Annotated in this window: 17 protein-coding genes and 2 tRNA genes; 8 read left to right on the top strand and 11 right to left on the bottom strand. The window is 51.9% G+C overall.

Going from position 1 to position 21,935, the window contains the following annotated elements; all coding sequences use genetic code 11:
- The first annotated feature begins 302 nt into the window (after window positions 1-302).
- The 4 genes from BD749_RS09975 (at window position 303) to BD749_RS09960 (ending at window position 4,749) form a co-directional block, all read left to right on the top strand.
- Window positions 303-800 carry a YajQ family cyclic di-GMP-binding protein gene (locus BD749_RS09975; RefSeq protein WP_101444210.1) on the top strand — a complete coding sequence of 166 codons (498 nt, stop codon included), beginning with the start codon at window positions 303-305 and terminating at the stop codon, window positions 798-800.
- Between the two features lie 77 nt (window positions 801-877).
- A complete protein-coding gene (locus tag BD749_RS09970) occupies window positions 878-1,660 on the top strand; it encodes a TerC family protein (protein WP_101444209.1) in 783 nt (260 codons plus the stop codon).
- 119 nt (window positions 1,661-1,779) lie between these two features.
- Window positions 1,780-4,077 (top strand): M20/M25/M40 family metallo-hydrolase, encoded by a 2,298-nt coding sequence (locus tag BD749_RS09965; protein ID WP_101444208.1) that lies wholly within the window; start codon window positions 1,780-1,782, stop codon window positions 4,075-4,077.
- 117 nt (window positions 4,078-4,194) lie between these two features.
- Window positions 4,195-4,749, top strand: coding sequence for a DUF4142 domain-containing protein (locus BD749_RS09960; RefSeq protein WP_101444207.1), 555 nt, complete (start codon window positions 4,195-4,197; stop codon window positions 4,747-4,749).
- 16 nt (window positions 4,750-4,765) lie between these two features.
- On the opposite strand, the gene BD749_RS09955 is transcribed toward BD749_RS09960, so the two are convergent.
- The 5 genes from BD749_RS09955 to BD749_RS09935 all read right to left on the bottom strand — a co-directional run bounded on the left by BD749_RS09955 (window position 4,766) and on the right by BD749_RS09935 (window position 10,879).
- Window positions 4,766-5,434 (bottom strand): hypothetical protein, encoded by a 669-nt coding sequence (locus tag BD749_RS09955; RefSeq protein ID WP_101444206.1) that lies wholly within the window; start codon window positions 5,432-5,434, stop codon window positions 4,766-4,768.
- Between the two features lie 91 nt (window positions 5,435-5,525).
- Entirely contained in the window at window positions 5,526-5,711 is a 186-nt protein-coding gene (locus BD749_RS09950) for a hypothetical protein (protein WP_101444205.1), read from the bottom strand.
- A gap of 179 nt (window positions 5,712-5,890) precedes the next feature.
- On the bottom strand, window positions 5,891-6,898 hold the full coding sequence (locus tag BD749_RS09945) for a dipeptidase (protein ID WP_101444204.1): 1,008 nt from the start codon (window positions 6,896-6,898) through the stop codon (window positions 5,891-5,893).
- Between the two features lie 731 nt (window positions 6,899-7,629).
- Entirely contained in the window at window positions 7,630-10,113 is a 2,484-nt protein-coding gene (locus tag BD749_RS09940) for an outer membrane beta-barrel family protein (RefSeq protein ID WP_101444203.1), read from the bottom strand.
- A gap of 235 nt (window positions 10,114-10,348) precedes the next feature.
- Complete coding sequence (locus tag BD749_RS09935) at window positions 10,349-10,879, bottom strand: RNA methyltransferase (protein WP_101444202.1); 531 nt, start codon at window positions 10,877-10,879, stop codon at window positions 10,349-10,351.
- Between the two features lie 650 nt (window positions 10,880-11,529).
- Here BD749_RS09935 and mutS point away from each other — a divergent pair.
- The 3 genes from mutS to BD749_RS09920 all read left to right on the top strand — a co-directional run bounded on the left by mutS (window position 11,530) and on the right by BD749_RS09920 (window position 14,568).
- Window positions 11,530-14,160 carry a DNA mismatch repair protein MutS gene (mutS, locus tag BD749_RS09930; protein ID WP_101444201.1) on the top strand — a complete coding sequence of 877 codons (2,631 nt, stop codon included), beginning with the start codon at window positions 11,530-11,532 and terminating at the stop codon, window positions 14,158-14,160.
- A 167-nt stretch (window positions 14,161-14,327) separates the two neighbouring features.
- Window positions 14,328-14,400, top strand: a tRNA-Gly gene (locus tag BD749_RS09925).
- Between the two features lie 84 nt (window positions 14,401-14,484).
- Window positions 14,485-14,568, top strand: a tRNA-Leu gene (locus tag BD749_RS09920).
- Between the two features lie 234 nt (window positions 14,569-14,802).
- On the opposite strand, the gene BD749_RS09915 is transcribed toward BD749_RS09920, so the two are convergent.
- Window positions 14,803-15,294 carry a hypothetical protein gene (locus BD749_RS09915; protein WP_101444200.1) on the bottom strand — a complete coding sequence of 164 codons (492 nt, stop codon included), beginning with the start codon at window positions 15,292-15,294 and terminating at the stop codon, window positions 14,803-14,805.
- A 356-nt stretch (window positions 15,295-15,650) separates the two neighbouring features.
- Here BD749_RS09915 and BD749_RS09910 point away from each other — a divergent pair, with 356 nt between their 5' ends.
- A complete protein-coding gene (locus tag BD749_RS09910) occupies window positions 15,651-16,775 on the top strand; it encodes a hypothetical protein (protein WP_245868992.1) in 1,125 nt (374 codons plus the stop codon).
- A 57-nt stretch (window positions 16,776-16,832) separates the two neighbouring features.
- Here the strand turns inward: BD749_RS09910 and BD749_RS09905 are convergent, their stop codons facing one another.
- The 5 genes from BD749_RS09905 to mreC all read right to left on the bottom strand — a co-directional run bounded on the left by BD749_RS09905 (window position 16,833) and on the right by mreC (window position 21,927).
- Entirely contained in the window at window positions 16,833-17,105 is a 273-nt protein-coding gene (locus BD749_RS09905; RefSeq protein WP_101444199.1) for a DUF4242 domain-containing protein, read from the bottom strand.
- 281 nt (window positions 17,106-17,386) lie between these two features.
- Window positions 17,387-18,715, bottom strand: coding sequence for a rod shape-determining protein RodA (gene rodA / locus BD749_RS09900; RefSeq protein WP_101444198.1), 1,329 nt, complete (start codon window positions 18,713-18,715; stop codon window positions 17,387-17,389).
- A gap of 2 nt (window positions 18,716-18,717) precedes the next feature.
- On the bottom strand, window positions 18,718-20,550 hold the full coding sequence (gene mrdA, locus BD749_RS09895) for a penicillin-binding protein 2 (protein ID WP_101444197.1): 1,833 nt from the start codon (window positions 20,548-20,550) through the stop codon (window positions 18,718-18,720).
- Window positions 20,547-21,071 (bottom strand): hypothetical protein, encoded by a 525-nt coding sequence (locus BD749_RS09890; protein WP_101444196.1) that lies wholly within the window; start codon window positions 21,069-21,071, stop codon window positions 20,547-20,549. Before BD749_RS09890 ends, mrdA begins: the two co-directional genes overlap by 4 nt.
- A complete protein-coding gene (gene mreC, locus BD749_RS09885; RefSeq protein WP_101444195.1) occupies window positions 21,064-21,927 on the bottom strand; it encodes a rod shape-determining protein MreC in 864 nt (287 codons plus the stop codon). The genes BD749_RS09890 and mreC overlap by 8 nt, the downstream gene beginning before the upstream one ends.
- Window positions 21,928-21,935: the final 8 nt, after the last annotated feature.

The raw sequence follows: 21,935 nt of genomic DNA, 5'->3' as shown, positions 1-21,935 counted from the left end.
TAAACAACGAAGTTTATACCTAAGGTATGGCAGCGGCGGGATTCTCCTCTTGGGAGGTGCAGGGGTGGGTATAAACGTGCACGGAATCCTGAGAATCCCTAATCCTGTAAATCCTTGGGGGAGGGGCCCTATAGAAAGATGCAGATAAAGTAGTGCCGCACGTTCCATACCTTCAACAATTAACAATCAGCAATCAACAATTCCTCCACCAACAATTTAACCATTTAGCAATTCAGCCATTTAAATAACTTTGCAGCTTATTAACCGTGTAAATCTTATCATTTAACATAACCCGAAAAACTATGGCATCTTTCGATATCATCAGCAAAGTAGACCCGCAGACCATGGACAATGCGGTGAACGTGGCCCGCAAGGAAATCATGAACCGCTACGACTTCCGCGACACCAAAGGCTCGCTGGAGTTCGACAAGAAAAACAACGAAGTGCACATCAGCATGGAGAACGACATGCGCCTGCAGCACACCGAAGACGTGCTCATCGGCAAAATGGTGAAGCAGGGCCTCGACGCCACTGCCCTCGATTTCTCCAAAGAAGCCTACCAGAGCGGGGCAATGGTGAAGAAGGACATCAAGGTGAAAGCGGGCATCGACAAGGAAACTTCCAAAAAGATCATGAAGTTGATAAAAGACAGCAAACTGAAGGTGTCGGCCGCCATCATGGACGAGACCATCCGGGTGACAGGTAAAAAAATCGACGACTTGCAGCAAGTGATCGCCGTTTTGCGTACAAACGCCGAAGAAATAGGCATGCCACTTCAATATGTTAATATGAAGTCGTAATGCTTAAGGGTTAAATTGTTGCCTTCAGAAAAAGCAGTTTAGCCATTTAACAAATTAACCTTTACCTCACTCGCCTTATGCTCGAAATTTTCGCGAACCCAGATACCTGGATAAGTCTGCTGACCCTGACCTTTATGGAGGTGGTGCTCGGCATCGACAACATTGTGTTCATCTCGATTATCGTCAGCCGGTTGCCGAAAGAGCAGCAGGCCAGGGGGCGCAATATTGGTTTGACGCTGGCTTTGGTCTTCCGCATTATCCTGCTGATGTTCATTGCCTGGATCGTAAGCGCAAGTGATCCGATTTTCTCGATCAACCTGCCGTTTACGGACGAGGACTTTCCGGTTTCGTGGCGCGACATCATTCTGTTTGCGGGTGGTCTGTTCTTGCTGGCCAAATCCGTAACCGAGATACACAATAAGCTGGAAGGTGAGCAGGAAGGCCACGAGGCCGGAAAGGGAACCACCACGCTGGGCAAAGTGCTCATACAGATCATCCTCATAGACATCGTGTTCTCTTTCGACTCCATCCTGACAGCCGTTGGTTTGGCCCAGGAAATCGTTGTGATGGTGGTGGCCGTGATCATTGCCATGGGCATTATGCTGGTTTTCGCTAAGTATGTGAGCGACTTTGTGAACAAACACCCGACTGTGAAAATGCTGGCACTTTCATTCCTGCTGCTGATTGGCTTTATGCTGGTGGTAGAGGCGCTGCACCAGCACATCCCGAAAGGCTATATCTACTTTGCGATGTTCTTCTCGCTGATGGTAGAGATGCTTAACCTGCGCCTGCGCAAGAAAACCGAACCAGTACACCTGCGCCAGAACGAGGTATTGCCTGAAGGCGACCCTTCGCGGTAGAATATGCTATACCTGTAAAAAGCAGCACCTTACCACAAGGGCGCTGCTTTTTTTATGCGTATGCACCAGCGAACCTACAGAATTCCTATATTAGCCTCAAACTATACTATAGCCCGCCCATGCAGTTGATACACAGGTTTTTGTTGCTTTTGGTTGTTGTAGTGCTCGCCTGGCTGAGCGTCTGGTTGCTGATGCCACCGGCACCGGAGCCTGCCTCTTCTCCTGCTGCCGTATTTTCGGCAGAGCGGGCCATGGGGCATGTGCATAAAATAGCCCGGGAGCCGCACGCCATGGGAACAGCCGCCCATGCCGAGGTGCGCCGCTACCTGCTTGGTCAGATGGAGGAGCTTGGGCTGCAGCCGCAGGTGCAGGAAACGACGGTTGCCTGGCAGCAGGGACCATTTACAACAGCGGGCCATGTGTATAACCTGCTTGGCCGCATCAAAGGAAGTGCAAGTACGGGAAAGGCGCTGTTGCTGATGGCTCACTACGACTCGCAGCCCAATACCCGTGGGGCCGCCGACGATGCCGCTGGCGTGGCCGCTATACTAGAGACTGTGCGTGCCCTGCAGGTGGCGCCAGCTTTGGAACATGACGTGATCGTGCTGCTAACCGATGGCGAGGAGTATGGGCTCTTTGGGGCGCGTGGCTTTCTGGAGCATCCCTGGGCCAAAGACGTGGCGCTGGTGCTGAATGTAGAGGCACGCGGCAACCAGGGCCCGAGCATGACCTTCGAGCTGAGTCCCGAGAACGGCTGGCTGGCTAAGCAGTACAGTCAGGTGGCACCCTATCCATTTATCAGTTCCGTGGCCTACGAGGTATACCGCCGCATGCCGAACGATACTGACTTCACCGTTTTCCGGAATGCCGGGTATAGCGGTCTTAACTCGGCCTTTATCGATGGTTTTGTGCATTATCACAAGCTATCCGATTCTCCCGAAAACCTGAGCCAGGGAAGTCTGCAGCAGCACGGCGACAACATGCTGGCCTTGGCGCGTCATTTCGGAACCGCAGATTTGTCAGCCGTGAAAGCGCCCGATGCTGTTTTTTTCAACTTCATTGGCAAATGGGTGATCCACTACCCCGTGTGGCTTAACCTGGTATGGGTACTGCTGACGCTCGTGCTGGTGGTCGTGCTGCTGCGCATGGTGCTGCGTAAAGGACTGGCCACAGGCAAGCAATTGATGGCGGGCTCCGGGTTACCGCTGCTCTGGCTCGTGTTCATTGGCGGGGGCATATACCTGCTCAACCTGCTGGTGCTGCGCCTGCTTCCTTATGCCCATACCGGTAACGGTGTGTACCATACCCATTACTTTCTGCTGGGCTATCTGCTGGTAGCACTGGGTCTGTTTTTGTGGCTAACTTATCGGTCGGTACGCCGCAGGCCGGTGTTTGGCCTGGTGGCGGGAAGTCTGGCGGGTCAGGTGCCGCCCATGCTGGTGTTATACCTGCTGGTGCCTGCTGCGGCGTACCTGGCGGTGTTCCCGCTGCTCTTCGCTGTGCTGGGTTGCCTTGTGGTGCTGCATTTTGAACTCTACAGACCTGGTCGTGCACTGGCATATGGCTTGGTGGTGGTGTTGGCAGCGGTACCGGCTCTTTTCCTGTTGATGCCCATTGTGCAGGTGCTGTTCGTGGTGTTCTCACTGGCCCTGCCCGTGGCGGCTGTTATCCTCTTTCTGCTGTTGCTCAACTTGCTGCTGCCGGTACTGGTGGCCGTTGATGTAGTTCGCTATACCTGGGCTATACCTGCGATCAGCCTGCTGGCAGGTATAGCGGTGCTAGGTATAGCTGTTAGCAAAGAGCAGCCCTCCCCTACAACGCCCTTGCACAGTCACACAGCCTACTACCTCGACGCCGACCAGAACACAGCTTTTTGGGCAACGGCTCACGAGCAGCTCAACGACTGGAACAAACAGTTTTTCCCCGATACTGACAAAGGTACTCTGGCCGCCATGTACCCGCAAGCACAGCGGCCTTACCTGCTCAACACAGCCCCGGCTATACCTGTAGCTGCACCGGTGGCTACTGTGCTGAGCGACTCGGTGGTGGCAGACACACGGGTGCTGCGCCTGCAATTAGCCTCGCAGCGACAAGCAGCGCACCTCGAGGCAGTGCTGCAGCCTGAGAACCCCGCTGCAGCAATTCAGGCGACTATAAATGGGAAAATCGTTCCGTTGCAAGCCATCGATACGGCGAACGGACAGGTATACCACTTGCGCTTTTATGGCTTACCCCTAACCAAACAGGTAGAGTTCGAACTAAAGATACCAGTCGGGTCTAAACTCAACCTGCTGCTTTTTGACCATACGATCGGGCTGCCGGCGCAACTCGTGCGCACACCCATGCCGGCACACATACTGCCCGAGCAGGGCCGCGACAGCAACCTGACAGTGGTGCGCAAGGCGTATCAGTTTTAAGGTATTAGCAAAAGAATAAGGCATTGCTGCACTTTAGGATGTTTCTTTAGGTAAGGTATAACTTGTTGCGCGGGGTATACGGTATAGCTGTAGACGGCACCTTGCACAACCATACCTATGCTCACCGATAAACTTCTCACCCTGGCCTTCGGGCTACTGCTTTTGCTGATGATCGCCTGTGGCGACGGCCCTGCATCTGACCAGACCAAAGCTACCACACCTCCCGTAGTAAAGGAAATGAGCCGCAGCGCCGCCTTTCTGGACTATGCCGCCAGCACCACCATGCTGCAGGCGGAGTTGGCCCAGGTAGCCGCCGAACGAGCTGAATCAGAACAAATCAAAGCGCTGAGTGCCGAAATGCAGGGCTTTTACCGACAGGCCCTGAAGCAACTGCAGCAGGTAGCCAAAGCAGAAGGCTTGCATAACAGCCTGCCCGACTCGCTGGGGTCGGCAGACAGGGCCACCATCGCGGAATTCAGGAAACTGAGCGGGACGGCTTTTGATGAGCGCTATAGGGAGTTTGTGCAGGCGTCGCAACAGGCGCAACTGGACCATTACAGCGAAATGCTGTTAAAGGCTGAGGAAGAGCAGATCCGGAGTTGGGTAAATGAAATGCAGCTGCAATTGCGGGCGCGCCTGCAACTGGCAGCGCAGTATGACAGTGCAAGGTAGGTATAGCAAGTATCGTTTAGCTCCAGAGGTCGGCGGCTTTGCGGGCCATCCGGAAGAAGAGGTCCTTTTCGAGGCCTGCCACCTGGCGGGCTTCGCACTCGGAGTAGCCGTTTTCGGAGGCGTTCAGGTAATCGTAGTAGAGCTGCGCCAGTTCCAGCGAGTCGTCCTCAAACTGTTCTGTCATGCTTTCGCGCTGCAGCTTTTCAGGCTCGAAGATCTTAGAAGGGTATAGCTTATCGAGCTGGTAAATCAGGTATTTTTGGGAGGTATTGTCGGAGCGCTTGCTACCACCGCCCAGTAGTTGTTCCAGGGGCAGGTCATCGTCATCCTCGTACTCATCCTCCAGTTCATCATCCACAGCCAGCGGCTCATACACAATCAGGTCGAAGCCGGTTAGCTCCAGGTAGTCGTCAAACTGCTCTTTGATGGGTACCAGGGTAGGGGAGTCGTGTTCGCTGTTGAGCACGTTGGCCATGTGCAGGGCAATCTCCTTGCCTTTGTCGCCGGCCCCGATCAGGATCTGGTTAAACTGCGTGAAATCGCAGCCCAGGTAAATGAACTTATACTCATCGTCGAGCACAGTGAAGCACCATAGTGTGATGAACTCCGTATCGTCTATGACAACGGTATCGATGTAGAGCTCATTTATCTGAATGTAGTATGGTGCGTACTGCGGAGAGTCCATGGCTGAGTTCGGCTTTTGGTGTACAGTAATTGCGTATACGCAGTTTGTTTGCACATGGCAAAGTTTCTATATAGAAAATAAGCGAATGGCCTTAATCTTCGTGTCGGTAAATATAGTACAATACCCCACCGAGCGCCGCAACACCCGCCCGAATTGCCCAGCCAATGCCCTCGCCCCATTGGTTTACCCAGTTTAGCACAAGCAAATTGGCCCCTGTGGAACCAATAATGAGCGAAACCAGCCCGGCAAGTAAAAGAAACAGTCCAATGAATTTCATAACAGCTTAGTAGATGGTGCCTTGATCAGGCTACAGAAGTATGTTATAACAAAGAGCGATCTTTATTCAATGACCTCCATATAGCCCACTTTAAATATAATAAATATTATTTTCAGCACAAGAATTCATGCAAAAAATAGCTGGGCCGACTACTGCCTGGGATTGGATAAAAGCCTGAATCAGGACCAGATGCGCTCCATAAAACGCTGCGCATTTCGGTAGGCGAGCTTCTCGAGCTGCAGTGGTGTTAGCTTGCCCTGAAGTTGCTCCAGCAGGTGGGTATAGCTGGTGCCTGCGTGCTCGTGCTCCTTGAAATAGTAAGGCACCCGGCTAAGATCTGGCGAATCGAGGGTATAAAAATAGTCGGCTCCGAAGCTGATGCTGTCTTCGGCTCCCTGCTCAAAGCCATACAGAATGTGCTGCAGCAAGGCCTCTGGCTGATCGTTGTTCACAAAGGCCCGCAGAAAGTTCATGCCGATCAGCCCCTGCCGGCGAATGATTTCCTGGGCAATCTCGTCGGGCAGGTTGCGGTTGTGTTCCCAAACCGGCCGGAAGTTGGAGTGACTGGCCATCACAGGTATGTCGAGCCTTTCGCGGTCGATGTGCTCGAGGATGTCGTAGGCCAGGGCGTCGCTGGTGTGCGAAAAGTCCACGGCGATGCGGCGGCCATGCAGGTAGTCGAGCAGCATTTTGCCGTCTCGGGTGATGCCCCGGTCCGTCATGTTGCCGCCCCCGAAGCGGTTACCCATATGGTGCGTGAAACTGATGTACAGGAGTCGCTCCACCGCTTCGATGATCTTCTCCAGTTTCTTAAAACCCTCTTCCAGCGGTTCGTCCTCCTCGCAAAAGCCAGAGGCATTTTCGATAGAAGCCACCATGCCAATGTCACCTTTGCCGCTCAGCGTTGTCTGTAAAGATGCCACATCCGTCACCGCCGTCAGGCAGCTGCGCTCGTCTGTGGCCAGCTTGCGGAATATCTCGGCCTGCAGGTAGGCATAGTTGGTGCTTCCCGGCGCGGTGGCGCAATAAATGGCCATCGTCTGCAGCCGCACATTGCCCTGCGTGAGGGCGGGCAGCGAACACCCGATCTCAGCTACCTTGTCAATAGCCGAATCGGGAACGTCGGACAGGTATACCAAAAGGTCGCAGTGCAGGTCAATGATAGGCAGGCGGGCGGGAGGTGTCATGGAGTTGGTTTTTTGTTCGGTCTAAGATACGGAGAAGCAGGGCAGAAGGTATGGCGGTGTGTCATTTCGGTTACTCAGGCGTGTCATTTCGACTAAAGGAGAAATGTGAAGTACATTAGTCAGGTATAGCAGTGCGAATTATAGTGGAGAAACGGGGAGCGATTGTCACTTCAAAGAGTAGGGTAGTTACGACCCAATGGAGACATCCCCTTGGGGACAAGTGATACGAGAGTCGAAACTTGCGACCAAGGGTCAATAGGGGTGTAAATTCAGGGCTATAAAACCAGTAAACGGCCACTTTGCAAATTTCCTTTAGTTGTAAACACCCCTCTGAGAGCTACGCTCGCTACCTTCGAGCTCGCGTTCTCGGTAATCCTCAAGGGGAAAATTCCTTGGGACGCAACAATTCTGCCCTTAAGAGAGAATCCTCTAACTTAATGACCCTCCTTCAATGGGGGACTTTTCTTCCTAATGTCATTCCGACGGTAGGAAGAATCTGATACCATACAGGCCGTAAGTTGCGCGGCAGTGCCAACGCGACTTTGCTGCGAATCCATACGCGATACCATACCTACCACCGTTTCCCGCTGCGCTCGAACCGGCGGTAGGTATGGTAACAGATTTCTCCTATCGGCGAAATGGCAGAAGCGAGAGTAAATGACAGGAGGAGCAGCACAGAAGCAAAAAAGCCGGAGATTTTCCCCCCGGCTTCCTTTAGTCAATTCAAAATCTTAATTCTCAAAACCCTCGTCATCTCCACCTTGCTCATTTGGACGGCGGCGCTCGCGGTTATTGCCCTCACTGTTGAGGCGGAAGGTGAAGCCCAGGTAGATGATGCGGCTCTGGCGGCGGTTCTCGCTCTCGGTCCTGAACTCCGGGCCAAAGCTCAGGAAGTTGAACTGACGCGTGTTGAACACATCCGATACGCGCAGGGAAATAGTGCCGTTCTTCTTGAGGACGTCCTTTTTCATGGCCAGGTCAGCGCTGAACATCTGCTCCATCCGGCCCTGGATGTCAGCCATGGGCGAGCGGTAGAAGCCGGACAGTTGGATGTTGAGGTCCTCCCACACCGTAAAAGTGGAGTTCACCTTTGAGTTCCAGCTGAACTGCGCATTGCTCAGTTCCGTGTCGCCCTGGGTGGTGTTGAGCTGTGTCCGGAAGCCCGAGATGCTGCCGTTGATGCGCCACCATTTTGTGGCCGGGTAGTTGAAACCCAGCTCTGCGCCATAGGCCTTGTTGTCGGAGATGTTCAGAAAAGTGGTCTCGGTGGCAGGTATGGTGTCGTTACCCACGATCACCTGCGTTGCCATCCGGAACCGCTCTATCTCGTCCATAGTATGGCGGTAGAAGACAGTCGCGTTAATGGAGGCCTCACCCCAGTACTTCAGGTAGCCCAATTCCAGCGAGTTGACGAACTCCGGCTTTAGCTCGGGGTTGCCGTAATGCACACTGAAACGGTCTGAGCGGTCCACAAAGGGATTCAGGAAGCGGCTGCGCGGCCGGTTGATGCGGCGACTGTAGCTGAACTGCAGTTTGTTGTCCGGGTTGAAATCCTTGGTAATGAAGAGGGTCGGGAAGAGGCTGAAGTAGTCGTTGTTATCCTTTCTATCCTCGGTGCGCAGGTCGGTTTTGGTGACGGTCTGCTCGGCGCGCAGCCCCACCTGGTAGCTGATGGACTTGTACCGGTTGCTGTAGTTGGAATAGAGGGAGTAGATGTTCTGGTCGAAAACGAAGTGGTTGCTCTGGTCGGTGCTGTAGACCATTTCGCCGGTCTCGTTGTTGCGGTTGAAGAAACGGGAGTCTTCGTCCAGGCGTTCAAAGGAGCTGCGGAAGCCTGCCTCGAATTTGCTGTTCTCCGAGATAGGATGCACGTAATCGGCTTTGGCAACAACCTCGCGGTTGGCATCGTCTACCAGCGTCTGCTGCATCTCCGGGAAAGCATTTTGCAGGCTGCTCCTTTCGTTGAACAGCGCTACCTCGTCGTCGATGTTGGTGTTGTAGACGATGTCGGCCGTCAGTTCCTGTCCCTTTCGCTCAAAGGTCTGCCGGTAGCCCAGCGTCACGTCCACGGCGTTCTCGTTTTCTTCTTCTTCGGTGTTGCGGGTGCGGGTGTTTACCAATTGGCGGTTCTCGTCTTCGAAGCGGTAGAAGATGTTGTTATACCCGGTGTCGCGGCCGAAGCGGTAAATGCCGGAGGCTGACAAGGTATGGTGGGGCGTGAGGAAATAGTCGGCACCCAGGCGGAAACTGTGCGAAACGTCTTTGCTGTTGCGGGTACCCTCCTGCAAGCGGTAACTGGTGCTGTCCTGCTGCCCGAACTCGTTGAAATGGAAGTTGGTCGTGGTACTGTTGCTCCATCCCGGCCGGGTGCGCTGCCTGAAGTCGTAGCCCGAGTTCAGCGACCACTTGTAGTAGCGGTAGTTCAGGTTGAGTGAGGTGTTGTAGTTGTCGTAAGTGCCGGCCGTAACGGAAGCAGAGCCATTGAAACCGGGCTTCTTCTCTTTTTTCAGTACCAGGTTGATGATGCCGGATGTGCCTTCGGGGTTATACTTCGACGAGGGGTTGGTAATCAGTTCGATGCTCTCAATCAGGTTGGCGGGAATCTGGTCGAGGGTGAGGTTGGAGAGGGCGGAGCGCTTGCCATCCACCAAAATGGTCACGTTGGAGCTCCCGCGCATGCTCACATTACCGTCCACATCAACAGTCACCGAGGGCAGGTTCTGCATCACCTCGGCCACCGAGCCGCTTTCGGCGTTGAGGTCCTGACTCACATTCACCACCCGTTTGTCCAGTTCAAACGATACGATGGGCCGTTCCGTCACGATCTGTACCTCCTTCAGCTGTGTAGCGCTGCCCCGCACAGGTATAGCGCCCAACTGCAGGTTGCTGTTGGTAGCAGAAACGATGATGTTAGGTATAAATTTGGTAGGATAACCTACTGAGGAGATGCGCAAAATGAAGTGCCCCTGGGGTACGCGGGTCAATTCAAACTTTCCTTCCATATCCGAAGTGGCACCGGTTACGAGGCTGGAGTCCTGGGCAGTAAGCAGTACCACATTGGCAAAGCCGAGCGGCGCTTTGGTCTCTTCGTCCTGCACTGTGCCGGAAATTCGGCCCTGGGCAGTAGCTGGTGGCTGTTGCTGGGCCGGGAGCGCGGTGCCGGAAATAAGCAGTAGAAAAAGAACGAGGAGTAATGGTAAAGTGAAGATTTTCATAGTCTTCTTATACGGGTAATGCCAGAAGGTGCTTAGTGGCCTCAGGGTGGAGAGGCAGCAAACGAGAGCGGGAGAGGGGGTAAAGACCGGGGTACGCCGTAATGCCACTAACGAGGATGACGGTTTCCCCCGGCTCAACTTTTAGCCACAGGTATGACGAGCGACTGCTGCAATGGTTTAAGCAGGGCGATTAAAAAAATGACCTAAAATTGTAAAGGTGTTCTACACCAGATCTTTAGCTGGTGATTTTGCTCAGGAAGTCCCACACCACCACGCCGGTAGCCACCGAGATGTTAAGCGAGTGCTTGGTGCCAAACTGCGGTATCTCGAGCACAAAATCGGAGTGGTTAATTACCTCCTGCTCCACCCCAAATACCTCGTTGCCCAATACGAAGGCGTAATGCTTCTCCGGCTCAGGTATAAACTTGTTCAGCTTTAAGCTGTTCTCGGCCTGCTCCACCGACCCAATTACAAAACCTTGACCTTTCAGCTGCTTCACTAGTTCCAGTGTGTCGGGTGCATGCTCCCATTCCACCGATTCAGTGGCGCCCAAGGCGGTTTTCTCAATGTCGCGGTGAGGCGGCGTGCCGGTAATGCCGCAGAGGTATACCTTCTCCACCATAAAGGAGTCGGCCGTGCGAAAAACCGAGCCCACATTATTGAGGCTGCGCACATTGTCGAGCACCAAGACTAACGGTATTTTTTTCTTATTTTTGAATTCTTCAACCGAGTCGCGGTTGAGGTCGTCCATGGAGAGTTTACGCATTGGGCTATTGGTAATGGGTGTTGAGGCAAAAGACTTCCGTTGACAGGTATAGCGTAGGCTATACTTTGGGTACAAAGATAGCGAATAGGGTTGTCTGAAACTTTACATAGGGCCCCTACCCTAAGGATTTACAGGATTTAAGGATTAACAGGATTATCTCAGATATCAGGTCAAACCACCCCTAACCCCTCCTTGTCCAAGGCGGGGAATCTGTGGTTGACACTTTTAAAGTATAAACTCTGTAGCACAGACCACACAGACCACTGGCACGCATTATAAGGTAACTCGCACAGAGCCTACGCAGCAGATAGCGGTGCCGGGTGCACCAACGACGATTTTTTGTTTGAGCGGTCAGCGAGTTCAAAATCGTCTTGATTTTTTTGCTTACTTTTTTCATCAAGGAAAAAAGTAAGGCCCGCCCGGCCAGGGCAAGCTATAGAACAACTCAGGTAGCTATACCTTCAGCTCTGGCTACCCCAGTTACGAACTGGCTCCATAAATAACCGCAAGTTGTGCTAATGCGAAATTTACGGTATAAATCCATTGGGCCAGAGGCCCCACGATAGCCGTCTTGAGCGAAGACGCTCGCGCCAAACAGAACAATAATTTTAGATTAACCGGGAGAGCATTCCCAGCAAAGATATACAGGTATGAAAGGAGGAGACAACGGAACAGTAACCCCACTAATGAAACAATACAACGCCATTAAGGCGAAGCATCCGGGGGCGCTGCTGCTATTCAGGGTAGGGGACTTTTACGAAACCTTTGGCGAAGACGCCATCAAGGCCAGTAAGATACTCGACATCGTGCTGACCAAGCGCGGTGCCGGCTCCACTTCGGAGACGGCGCTGGCGGGCTTCCCGCACCACTCCCTCGATACCTATCTGCCCAAACTGGTAAGAGCCGGTGAGCGCGTCGCTATCTGCGACCAACTCGAAGACCCGAAATCGGTGAAAGGCATTGTGAAACGAGGTGTAACCGAGCTGGTAACACCCGGCGTGTCCTTTAACGACCAAGTGCTCGAAAAACGCAGCAACAACTACTTGGCGGCTGTGCATTTCGGCAAAACCGAGGCAGGCGTTTCCTTTCTGGATATTTCGACCGGTGAGTTCATCACAGCACAGGGCGATAAGAACTATGTAGGCAAGCTTCTGCAAAGTCTGGCGCCGGCGGAGGTACTATTCTGTAAGCGCGAGAAAGAAACTTTCTTCCAGAGCTATGGCCCTGACTTTCGCTACTATGCCCTAGAGGAGTGGGTGTTTAGCTACGACTTCGCTTATGAGTCCCTGACGCGGCATTTTAGTACGACTTCGCTCAAAGGCTTTGGTATAGAGGGCATGCAGGAGGGGATTACTTCTGCGGGCGCTATACTCCATTACTTATCCGAAACGCACCACAACGAAATCAGCCACATTGCGACTATCTCTAGATTAGAGGAGGACAAGTACGTATGGCTCGACCGCTTCACGGTGCGTAATCTTGAGTTGGTATACCCGCAAAATCAGGATGGCGTGCCGTTGATTCAGATTCTGGACCAGACCACTACGCCAATGGGTGCCCGCTTACTCAAAAAGTGGGTGGTGCTGCCGCTCAAGGATGTAGTGCAAATCAAACGCCGCCTTGATACGGTGGAGGCGCTCACCAACCACAGCGAGTTGCTCGATGAACTATACCTGCACCTCAAGCAAATCAACGACCTCGAGCGCCTCATCTCCAAAGTGGCCGTGCGCCGCGTGAACCCACGGGAGCTGATGCAGCTGGCCAAGGCCTTGGATGCCATTCATCCGATCAAGAAAATGCTGACGGCAAGCGGTATACCTGCCCTCGTGAAACTGGCTGACCAATTGGCGCCCTGCGACGGACTGCGTGAGGAAATCAAGAACATGCTCAAGCCGGATGCCCCGATGCTCACGAATCAGGGCAACATGATAAACGATGGGGTGAACGAGGAGCTGGACGAGCTGCGAAAAATCGCTTTTTCGGGCAAGGACTATTTGGCCCAACTGCAACAGCGGGAAGTACGCAATACGGGCATCAGCTCGCTTAAAATCGCCTACAACAAGGTGTTTGGCTACTACCTTGAGGTAACGCATGCGCACAAAGACAAGGTGCCTGCCAGCTGGATTCGCAAGCAGACGCTGGTAAACGCCGAGCGTTACATTACCGAAGAGCTCAAAACCTACGAAGAAAAAATACTGAATGCCGAGGAGCGCATCTACACCATCGAGTTCGGGCTGTTCAACGAGCTCGTGCTGCAGGCCATGGACTACGTGGGGCAGATTCAGCAAAACGCCAAGGTCATCGCCGTCATCGACTGCCTGAGCGCCTTTGCAGGTATAGCCGTGGCTGGCAACTACGTGAAGCCGGAGGTGAACGACGGGCACGTGCTCGACATACGCAAAGGCCGCCACCCGGTGATCGAGAAGCAACTGCCGTTGGGGGAGGAGTACGTGCCGAATGATATCTACCTCGACAACGAGGAGCAGCAGGTCATCATCATCACGGGGCCGAACATGGCCGGTAAAAGCGCCCTGTTGCGCCAAACCGCCCTCATTGTGCTGATGGGGCAAATTGGTTGCTTTGTGCCCGCCGAGGCTGCCAGCATCGGCATCATTGATAAGATATTTACCCGCGTGGGCGCTTCGGATAACCTCTCGAAAGGCGAATCGACCTTTATGGTGGAGATGACCGAGACGGCCAGTATTCTGAACAACCTTTCGGACCGCAGTCTGGTGCTGATGGACGAGATTGGGCGCGGCACAAGTACCTACGACGGCATTTCGATAGCCTGGTCGATTGTAGAACACCTGCACAACCACCCGAAATTCCGGGCCAAGACCCTATTCGCCACGCACTACCACGAACTCAACCAACTGGCTGAGGACCTGACCCGCGTGAAGAACTTCAATGTGTCGGTGAAAGAGACGGGTGGCAAGATTCTGTTTATGCGCAAATTGGTAGAGGGCGGCAGTGAGCACAGCTTTGGTATACACGTGGCCCAGATGGCCGGTATGCCGAACAGTGTGGTGCTGCGTGCCGACGAGATCATGCATCACCTCGAGAAAGAGAAAGTATCGGAGCAGGCACCGAAGCAGCGCATGAAGTCAGCCCCGAAAAACAACTACCAACTCAGCATGTTCGAGCTGCAAGACCCGCAGCTGCAGCGTGTGAAAGAGCTGATGGAACAACTCGATATTAACACCATAACGCCTGTAGAGGCACTTTTGAAACTCAACGAACTCAAATTATTGTTGAAAGATAAAGGCGAAGTGGTACGCTAACAGGTATAGCGGGGCGGTGGCTAAAGATTTTTAGAAAATTTTCTCGCTGAAAATCAGTGCAAAAAGCAAAAGTGATAGAAAATTTTAGCGCTGCCTCTTGACTTCTGAAATTTTGTCTATATCTTTGTATCACTAAATCGCTAAGGGGGTTTAGGGAATGACTAAAAGCGGGAGTAGCTCAGTTGGTAGAGCGCGACCTTGCCAAGGTCGAGGTCGCGAGTTCGAACCTCGTCTCCCGCTCAAAAAAGGCAAATTGATAAAGACGTTGTGATAAGCAACGTCTTTGTTTTTTAAAGTCACCCCTCCGAATAACGTTCGGAAGGCGCCGGGATGGTGGAACTGGTAGACACGCAAGACTTAAAATCTTGTGAGCGCAAGCTCGTGCGGGTTCGATTCCCGCTCCTGGTACTATAATAATCTGATTAAAGCAATAAAAAGACAGCCCCACCTAGTCCTCAGATTAGGTGGGGCTGTCTTTTTATTGCTTTCGCTTAACCTATCCTCTCTACAAAATACATTGTATTAAACTTAATAAGATAGCTTTTAATAATCGTTTCATCTAACATTTTAACTTAATGCTAAAGGAAATGAAACGATAGGAATGACTTTACATGAAGTATAGTTAAAGGTTTTATTTGCTTCTTACCAGCTCTCATAAGCTCCTGGGCTTACATTGTGGCTGAAAGTCCTAACCAAATTCAACGTCTCTCCCTTCTTGATTTCAAAATATGAATATGAATATGCCAAGCTAGTGTTATCGGAGGACTTGGGAAGGAGAACAAAGACAAAATACTTACCAGGCTCAATCCTTTCGCGCATTTTAGAGCCAATTGCTCCGTAGTTCATTGTCACATAGGATTGGCTGATCTTGTCATAAACATAACCGAAGTGTATGTCTGGAGACGCTGCAACATCAAACTCGCGGTTTTCAGCCTTCCAAACGTGAATAATTGCTGAAGCAGGCTCTGTAATTGTTTGTCCAGATGATGATTTCTTTTGTTTCATCACCTTAAGGTCCATTATTGTTTCAGATACGGGCTCGGGATCTTTTTCATCTTTACAAGACGCAAACAACAAAAATACCAACAATGGTACTAGTATTGTCTTAACAGTAATATTATTATAAGGCTTCATACTTTTGCTATATATAGATTATTATACGTAACACAAACCTTTTTGTTGGATTATATTAGTTTTAATTATTTATATTTTGTGTTAAAAATTAATGTCTATACAATTATAAGTAGAAATGTTGCTTTACATTGCCTGATTAAGCCTTGATTTGAACACTTTGCAATTCATATTGAGTTGTTAATCAATATTGTGCAGACTTTACAAAACCCTTGTTCCTAGTCCTGAATAACTGAAAGGAATCTTGTGACGTCTAGTGCTAGAGCTTTTTATTTTGCCAGGCTTTATATTTGTATACCTAAACCAACACTTTCGTACAGGTATAACCAGCAACCTGATAGTAGACAGCATTACAACCCATGCCCGCAGCACCCAGCGATTTTTTCAAAACAGAGCGAATAGCCCAAGAGATAAAGGCGGAACTACTGCCCCGCCTGTTTGAGGTATGGGCGACAACAGTGCTGCAGCAAATCCCATCGCCTGAAGTGCCACTTGTCTTTCTGGATGCACAAACTGGCCTGGATAGCGACGACACAACTCCCGCTGCCCTGCAACTGCTACGACAGGTATACAAAAGCACGGGATCCAGAGTCGACCTGAACAAAGGCATAAGCACCCTCTATTACGATGCCGACCCAAGTGCCCTGGTAACGTTGCAGCGCAAGGTAGAGCAGCTGCCTTTCTACCACGATTTGATACATCTGCCCATCTTGCTGTCTGAAACCGATGACGATACACTGACAGCGCAACTGCTGGAGAGCGTACAACCTGATCTTGCTTTTTTGGATCCTAGTCTGGAAGGTATAGCACAGCAACTGCTACTGAGTGCCTTGCGGGCAGGCAGAACAGACCTGATCATGCTCTTTAACCCGAAGCTGTTGGAACATGCTATAAGGAAAGCCAAAGCGAACAGTTTATGGCATCAATTCCTTGGCGAGGGGTTAGAGCAGGTAAAGACCTTTTATAGGCAACACAAAAATACAGAGAGAAGGGAGGAGTACATACTAAATTGCTTCGAGGAGATTTTCCGGCGCAACGGTTTCTTAACCCTCTGTTTCCGCATCAATGCACCCGATAAAAAGCAGACGAGCCACTACCTGGTCTTCACGGCGAAGTCAAATCAGGTATACCTACGGTTGAAAGAACTGCTGGAAGGGTACAGCGACTACCAGGAGGACGGTGTGCCGCTGTTTGGTGCTAATCTGCAACAGCAGCAGACCGCGTTGTTTCACGAGCACTACCAATACTCCATAGTTAGCCTGGCGCAGGAACTTTCACATTCGCAAGCTGCCTATAACAACCGCACGATCCAACATATTTACGAAAAGCACAGTACCGGCACGCATTATACCCTGGAGAACTACAAAGTAGCCTTTGAAAAGCTGATGCGGCTAGGGCGCGTCAGGTTCATCAATCCTAAAACTGGTCAGCCCGTTTCTAAACTGACAACAACCTCACTGATCAGGTATAGCGCTAAGGTATAGGCCCGATTCTAATTTGCCGGTAACAGGGGCTATACCTTAAGTATGTGTCGGGCCAGTTTACTCAGCGGTAGTTGGGTCTATCACAGTGCCTACCCGGCTAACTTTGTTAGCCGGAAAGCCTCCCTGCTTGGCATGTTCCCGCACCATCTCCTCATTTGGTGCGTTGTAAATGCAGTAAATTTTATCGTCAGTTACAAAACTCTGGACCCACTGAATTTTGGGGCCCATCTTGTCGAGCACGCCGCAGGAGGTTTGCGAAATAGCTTTTAGCTGATCTGGTGTCAGTTTGCCGGCATCTGGTATCTCTCTTTCAATAACGAATTTGGGCATGGGTTGATTGATTAAAGTGTTTTGAAGGATATAAATCAAAAACACAAGTAGCCCAATACTGAGACTACTGACAGGGGAGGAAATGGCAACCCGGATTTTTCAAAAGGGCAAAAAGCGGATTAGACTGCTATGGTATAACGTGAACTAAATGTTGTTAAATTATTACGTATAGGAATATGTATAGTTTAAAGTGTGTGAATCAGTGCGGAGGCTACGCTCAGCGGAAAAGGTGCATATAAAAAAGGCGATGTAATTGCCCTACATCGCCTTCTCTAAAAATGCTATTGCCTTACTAGCTCCCTGTTCCGGTTTGCATCAATGGCCAGTAGGATAAACAAAAGGATGGTGAACGACCAAAGGGAAGAACCACCATAGCTGAAGAAGGGGAGCGGTATACCTACCACCGGTGCCAGGCCAATGGTCATGCCCACGTTGATGACGAAGTGGAAGAAAATGACCGACACGACGCAGTAGCCATAGGTCCGGCCAAAGACAGATTTCTGTCGCTCGGCAATGTACACAATCCGCATCATGAGTAGCATAAAAAGGCCGATCAGAATGGTGCTGCCCACCCAACCGTGCTCCTCGCCAATGGTACAAAAGATAAAGTCGGTGCTCTGCTCCGGCACAAAATCAAACTTGGTTTGCGTACCCTCCAGAAAGCCCTTGCCCCAGAAACCACCCGAACCGATCGCGATCTTCGACTGCGTCACGTTCCAACCATAGCCCAGCGGATCGGCCTCGGGGTTGATGAGCGCTTTGATACGGTTTTGCTGGTGCGGCTGCAGGATGTCGTTCACAAAGTAATCCACGCTGAACACCATGCCCACCACCAGCACAAAGAGTGCAATCATGGTCTTGAAGCGGCGCATAAGGCGGTAGTCCAGGAACATGGCCAGGCCCATGAGCGCCGCTACCCCTATAAGCAGGTATAGCTTGGGCACTAGTAACGTTAGGATGAAAATAGCTGCCGCAGAACCTCCGATGATGAGGATGAGCGGTGACATGCCCTCGCGGAAGAAAGCCAGGATAAAAGCACCGAACACAAGAGCCGAACCGGTTTCGTTTTGCAGGATAATGATAACTGCTGGCAGGAACGTGATGGCCGCCAGAATCATCTGGTCTTTCATTTTCTGCTGGCGCAAACTCACCTGGCTCAGGAATTTAGAGATAGCCAATGCCGTTGCAAACTTGGCCAGCTCGGCGGGTTGCAAGCGTACGCCACCGCCCAGGTCAAGCCAGGAGCGGGAACCTGCCACCGGATTGGCCACAGCCAGCGTGAAGAGCAGCAGCAGGATGATGCCGCCGTAAATAGGGTAGGCTAGGTGCTCGTATACCTTGTAATCGACGACGATCAGCACGATCATCAGAATCACGCCCGTACCGATCCATACCAATTGCTTGCCGGAGTTGATATCGAAACTGAAGATGTTCACCACGTTGTCGGGGCTGTAAACCACCGCGTAGATGTTCATCCAACCCAGACATACCAGCACAAAGTAAATCAGCACCGTGAACCAGTCCAGGTTACCGAACACAGTGGTTGACTGGCGACGGCTACTCGGCTGCACCACTCTCTCCTTGAGTAATCCCTGTCCTCCCGTTGGCATACTTATTTCGATTTAATATTCAAATACTCACGGCTCAACACCCACTTCTCCTGGACTTTGAGGGCAGAGATAGAGTCTGTCATGTACTTCTCAATCATCAGGCCCGCAATTGGGGCAGCTGACTGGCCTCCCCACTTGCCATGCTCTACGTAGACGGCGATTGCAATCTTAGGATCTTCCTTCGGCGCAAAGGCTACAAACACGGCATGATCAGGTCCCTGCGGGTTCTGGGCCGTACCGGTCTTGCCGCAAACGGTTATACCTATTTTATCCAGGCTGGCCTTGCGGCCTGTACCGGCACGAACCACTTCTGCCATACCCTCAATGATCGGGTCGAAGTGATGCGGTTTCACAGAGGTATAGTGTCGTTCGTAGTTCTCGGCCAGAGGTTTTCCGTCTTCCCCGATGGAGCGAATCAGGTGGGGCGTTACGTAATAACCTTTGTTGGCAACAATTGCCATGAAGTTCGCCATCTGCAGTGGCGTTACCCCCAGTTCGCCTTGCCCGATGCTGAGCGAGTAGATGGTCGAGTATTTCCAGCGGTTCTTGCCGTAAACGCGGTCGTACAGGTCGGTAGATGCGATAATGCCCGATTTCTCACCCGGTATGTCAATGCCCAGCTTCTTACCAAATCCAAAGGTGAGCACATGCTCGCGCCAGTCTTTGAGGCCCAGCGATGTATCGGTAAAGGTGTTTTTGGACTTGCCCTGGTTAATGAGGGCCTTGTAAGCCTGGAAGAACCAGGGGTTGCAAGAGTGCTGCACGGCCCCACGCAAATCGAGTGGCGATGGGTGTGGGTGGCAATTCACAAGGGATTTATTGCAGGCGTATGTTGTATTCGGGTTTATAACGCCATCTTCCAATGCAATAAGGGCCTGCGTGAGCTTAAAGATCGAGCCCGGCGGATTACGATCGGCCATGATCGGGCGGTTGAACATGGTCTTGTCCGGGTCCTGCAGCAGCTGCATGTAGTTCTTGCCGTAGTCTTTGCCCGTGAACAGGTTGGGGTCGTAGAAAGGCGCCGAAACATAGGCCAGGATTTCACCGGTTTTCGGTTCAATGGCCACGATACTGCCCTTGGCACCGTTCATCAGGTATTCGCCGTAGGCCTGCAAATCCAAGTCAATCGTGCTTACCATGTTCTGGCCGGCGATGGAAAGGGTGTCATAAGCCCCGTCCTTAAACGAGCCTTTGTCGATGCCGCGCACGTTCACCATCTTGTACTTCACGCCGCGCTGGCCCATCAGGTACTTCTCGTAGGCCATCTCTATACCTGCCTTGCCAATGTAGTCGCCGGGGCGATAGCCCTTGTAGGTGCTGTCCTCCAACTGCTTCGGGCTGATCTCGGCAATGTAACCAAGCGCGTGTCCTAAACTCTGGTGCGGATAGCCACGGGCCGTACGGGCATTGATATAAAAGCCGGGGAAGTCGATGAGGTTATCCTGAATATGGGCGAAGTCTGCCGTGCTTAGCATCTGCTGGAAGATGGAGGGCTTTACCCAGGAATAGGTGCGGGCCTTTTTGAAGCGTTCGCGGGCATCTTCCAAGGTAATGTCGAGCATATTGGCCAGCCGCAGGGTGTCGATGTTGCGTGCCTCTTTTGGTACGATCATCAGGTCGTACACGGGAGTGTTCTGCACCAGCAGCTCGCCATTGCGGTCGTAGATCAGGCCCCGGAAAGGATATTGAATGATCGTCTTGATCGCGTTGGTTTCGGCGGCTTGCTTGTAACTGCTGTCGATTACCTGGATGTAGAACAGGCGCAGTGCGTAGACGATGCCGACTACCAGAAATATGGCTTGGATGACGTATTTTCTGTTTTCGAGATAATTCATCTATTCGCTCTCTTAAGGGAGAAGAACAGTAACTGCAATATAACCATAACTACCCCGGTGAACAAGGTGCTCAGCAGTATTTTGGGCACTGCGGCCGACAAGCCCTCCAGACTGAAAATCTCAAGCAGGAAGACCGCTGTGTGATGTGCCAGTATCAGTGTGAGCGCATAAGCCAGGAACCAGCGCCAGCCCATAATGTGTATGTTCACCGAATCATTGGTATCGTAACCATCGCGTGGTGTGAGAAGGTTCAAAACCATCGGTCTTAAATATGCCAGCAGCACACTGGCCGCCGCGTGTATGCCCATGGTATCGTAGAAGATGTCTACCGCAAAGCCCACTATAAAGCCCAGGAACAGCAGCAGCACCCTGTTAATCTGAAGCGGCAGAAACAGCAGGAAGGCAATGTAGATGAAGCTGAAGCCCGTGCTGAAGAGCACCAGGTTGTCCATCAGCAGGATCTGCAGCGTGACAAACAGCACGAACTGCACGATGTGTCGTATACCTAGGCTGTTATTCATGGGGTAGTATTCCTGCTTCAATTTCCAACGAATCCTGCTCCGGGCGGCGTGGGTTCTCAACCACATACACATATGAGAGCTGGGCAAAATCCACGGAGAGCTTCACCCGGATCGTGTAAAAACTCTTGTCTAACTCACGCTCCACTTCGCTGATGGTACCGATCATGATGCCTTCCGGAAACACCGTGTTATAGCCACTGGTCACAATGGTGTCGCCCACCTCTGGCTTGATGTGCAAGGGGATGTAGTCGAGCAGAGCCGTGCGGTAGTCGCCACCCGTCCACTTGATGGTGCCAAAGGTATTGTCCTTCTTCATTTTGGCCGAGATCAGCATTTGCGAGTGCAGCAGGGAGGTTACTGTGGCGTAGTGCTTCGACACAGTTTTAACGCGCCCTACAGCTCCGTTTGGCGAGATAACGCCCATGCCAGGCTTCACGCCATCCAGGCTCCCTGCCGACAATGTCAGGTAATTGTTGGTGCGCCGGATGGAATTGTTGATTACCCGGCCTGCATGCAGAATAAAGGGCTCTGACTTGGCGGAGTCGGAAGCGGCAAAGTAGGTGCCGTCAAGCCGGTCGGTGCTGTCTGCCTCAGCGTCCTGCCTGTACGACATGAGTTGCTGGCGCAGCACAGCGTTTTCATCGGCAAGCGTGCTGTTAATAGACGCCAGCCGGAAGTAGTCGGTAATGCCGCTCTGGAACTCCAACACACGCCCCACATAAGTGTTGGCGGAGTTGAACATGGCAGCTCCCTGGTATGTGTTGTAGCGCACAATCAGGAAAATACACAGTGCCTCCAGCAGCACAAATATGAGGAATGCACGGAACCGGTAAATAAAAGCAAATAGATTCCGCATGCGGGGTG

The organism is Pontibacter ramchanderi, assembly GCF_002846395.1.
Lineage (GTDB): Bacteria > Bacteroidota > Bacteroidia > Cytophagales > Hymenobacteraceae > Pontibacter > Pontibacter ramchanderi.
Note: the sequence above shows the minus strand (reverse complement) of the source record. Positions and strands in the feature narration are given on the sequence as shown.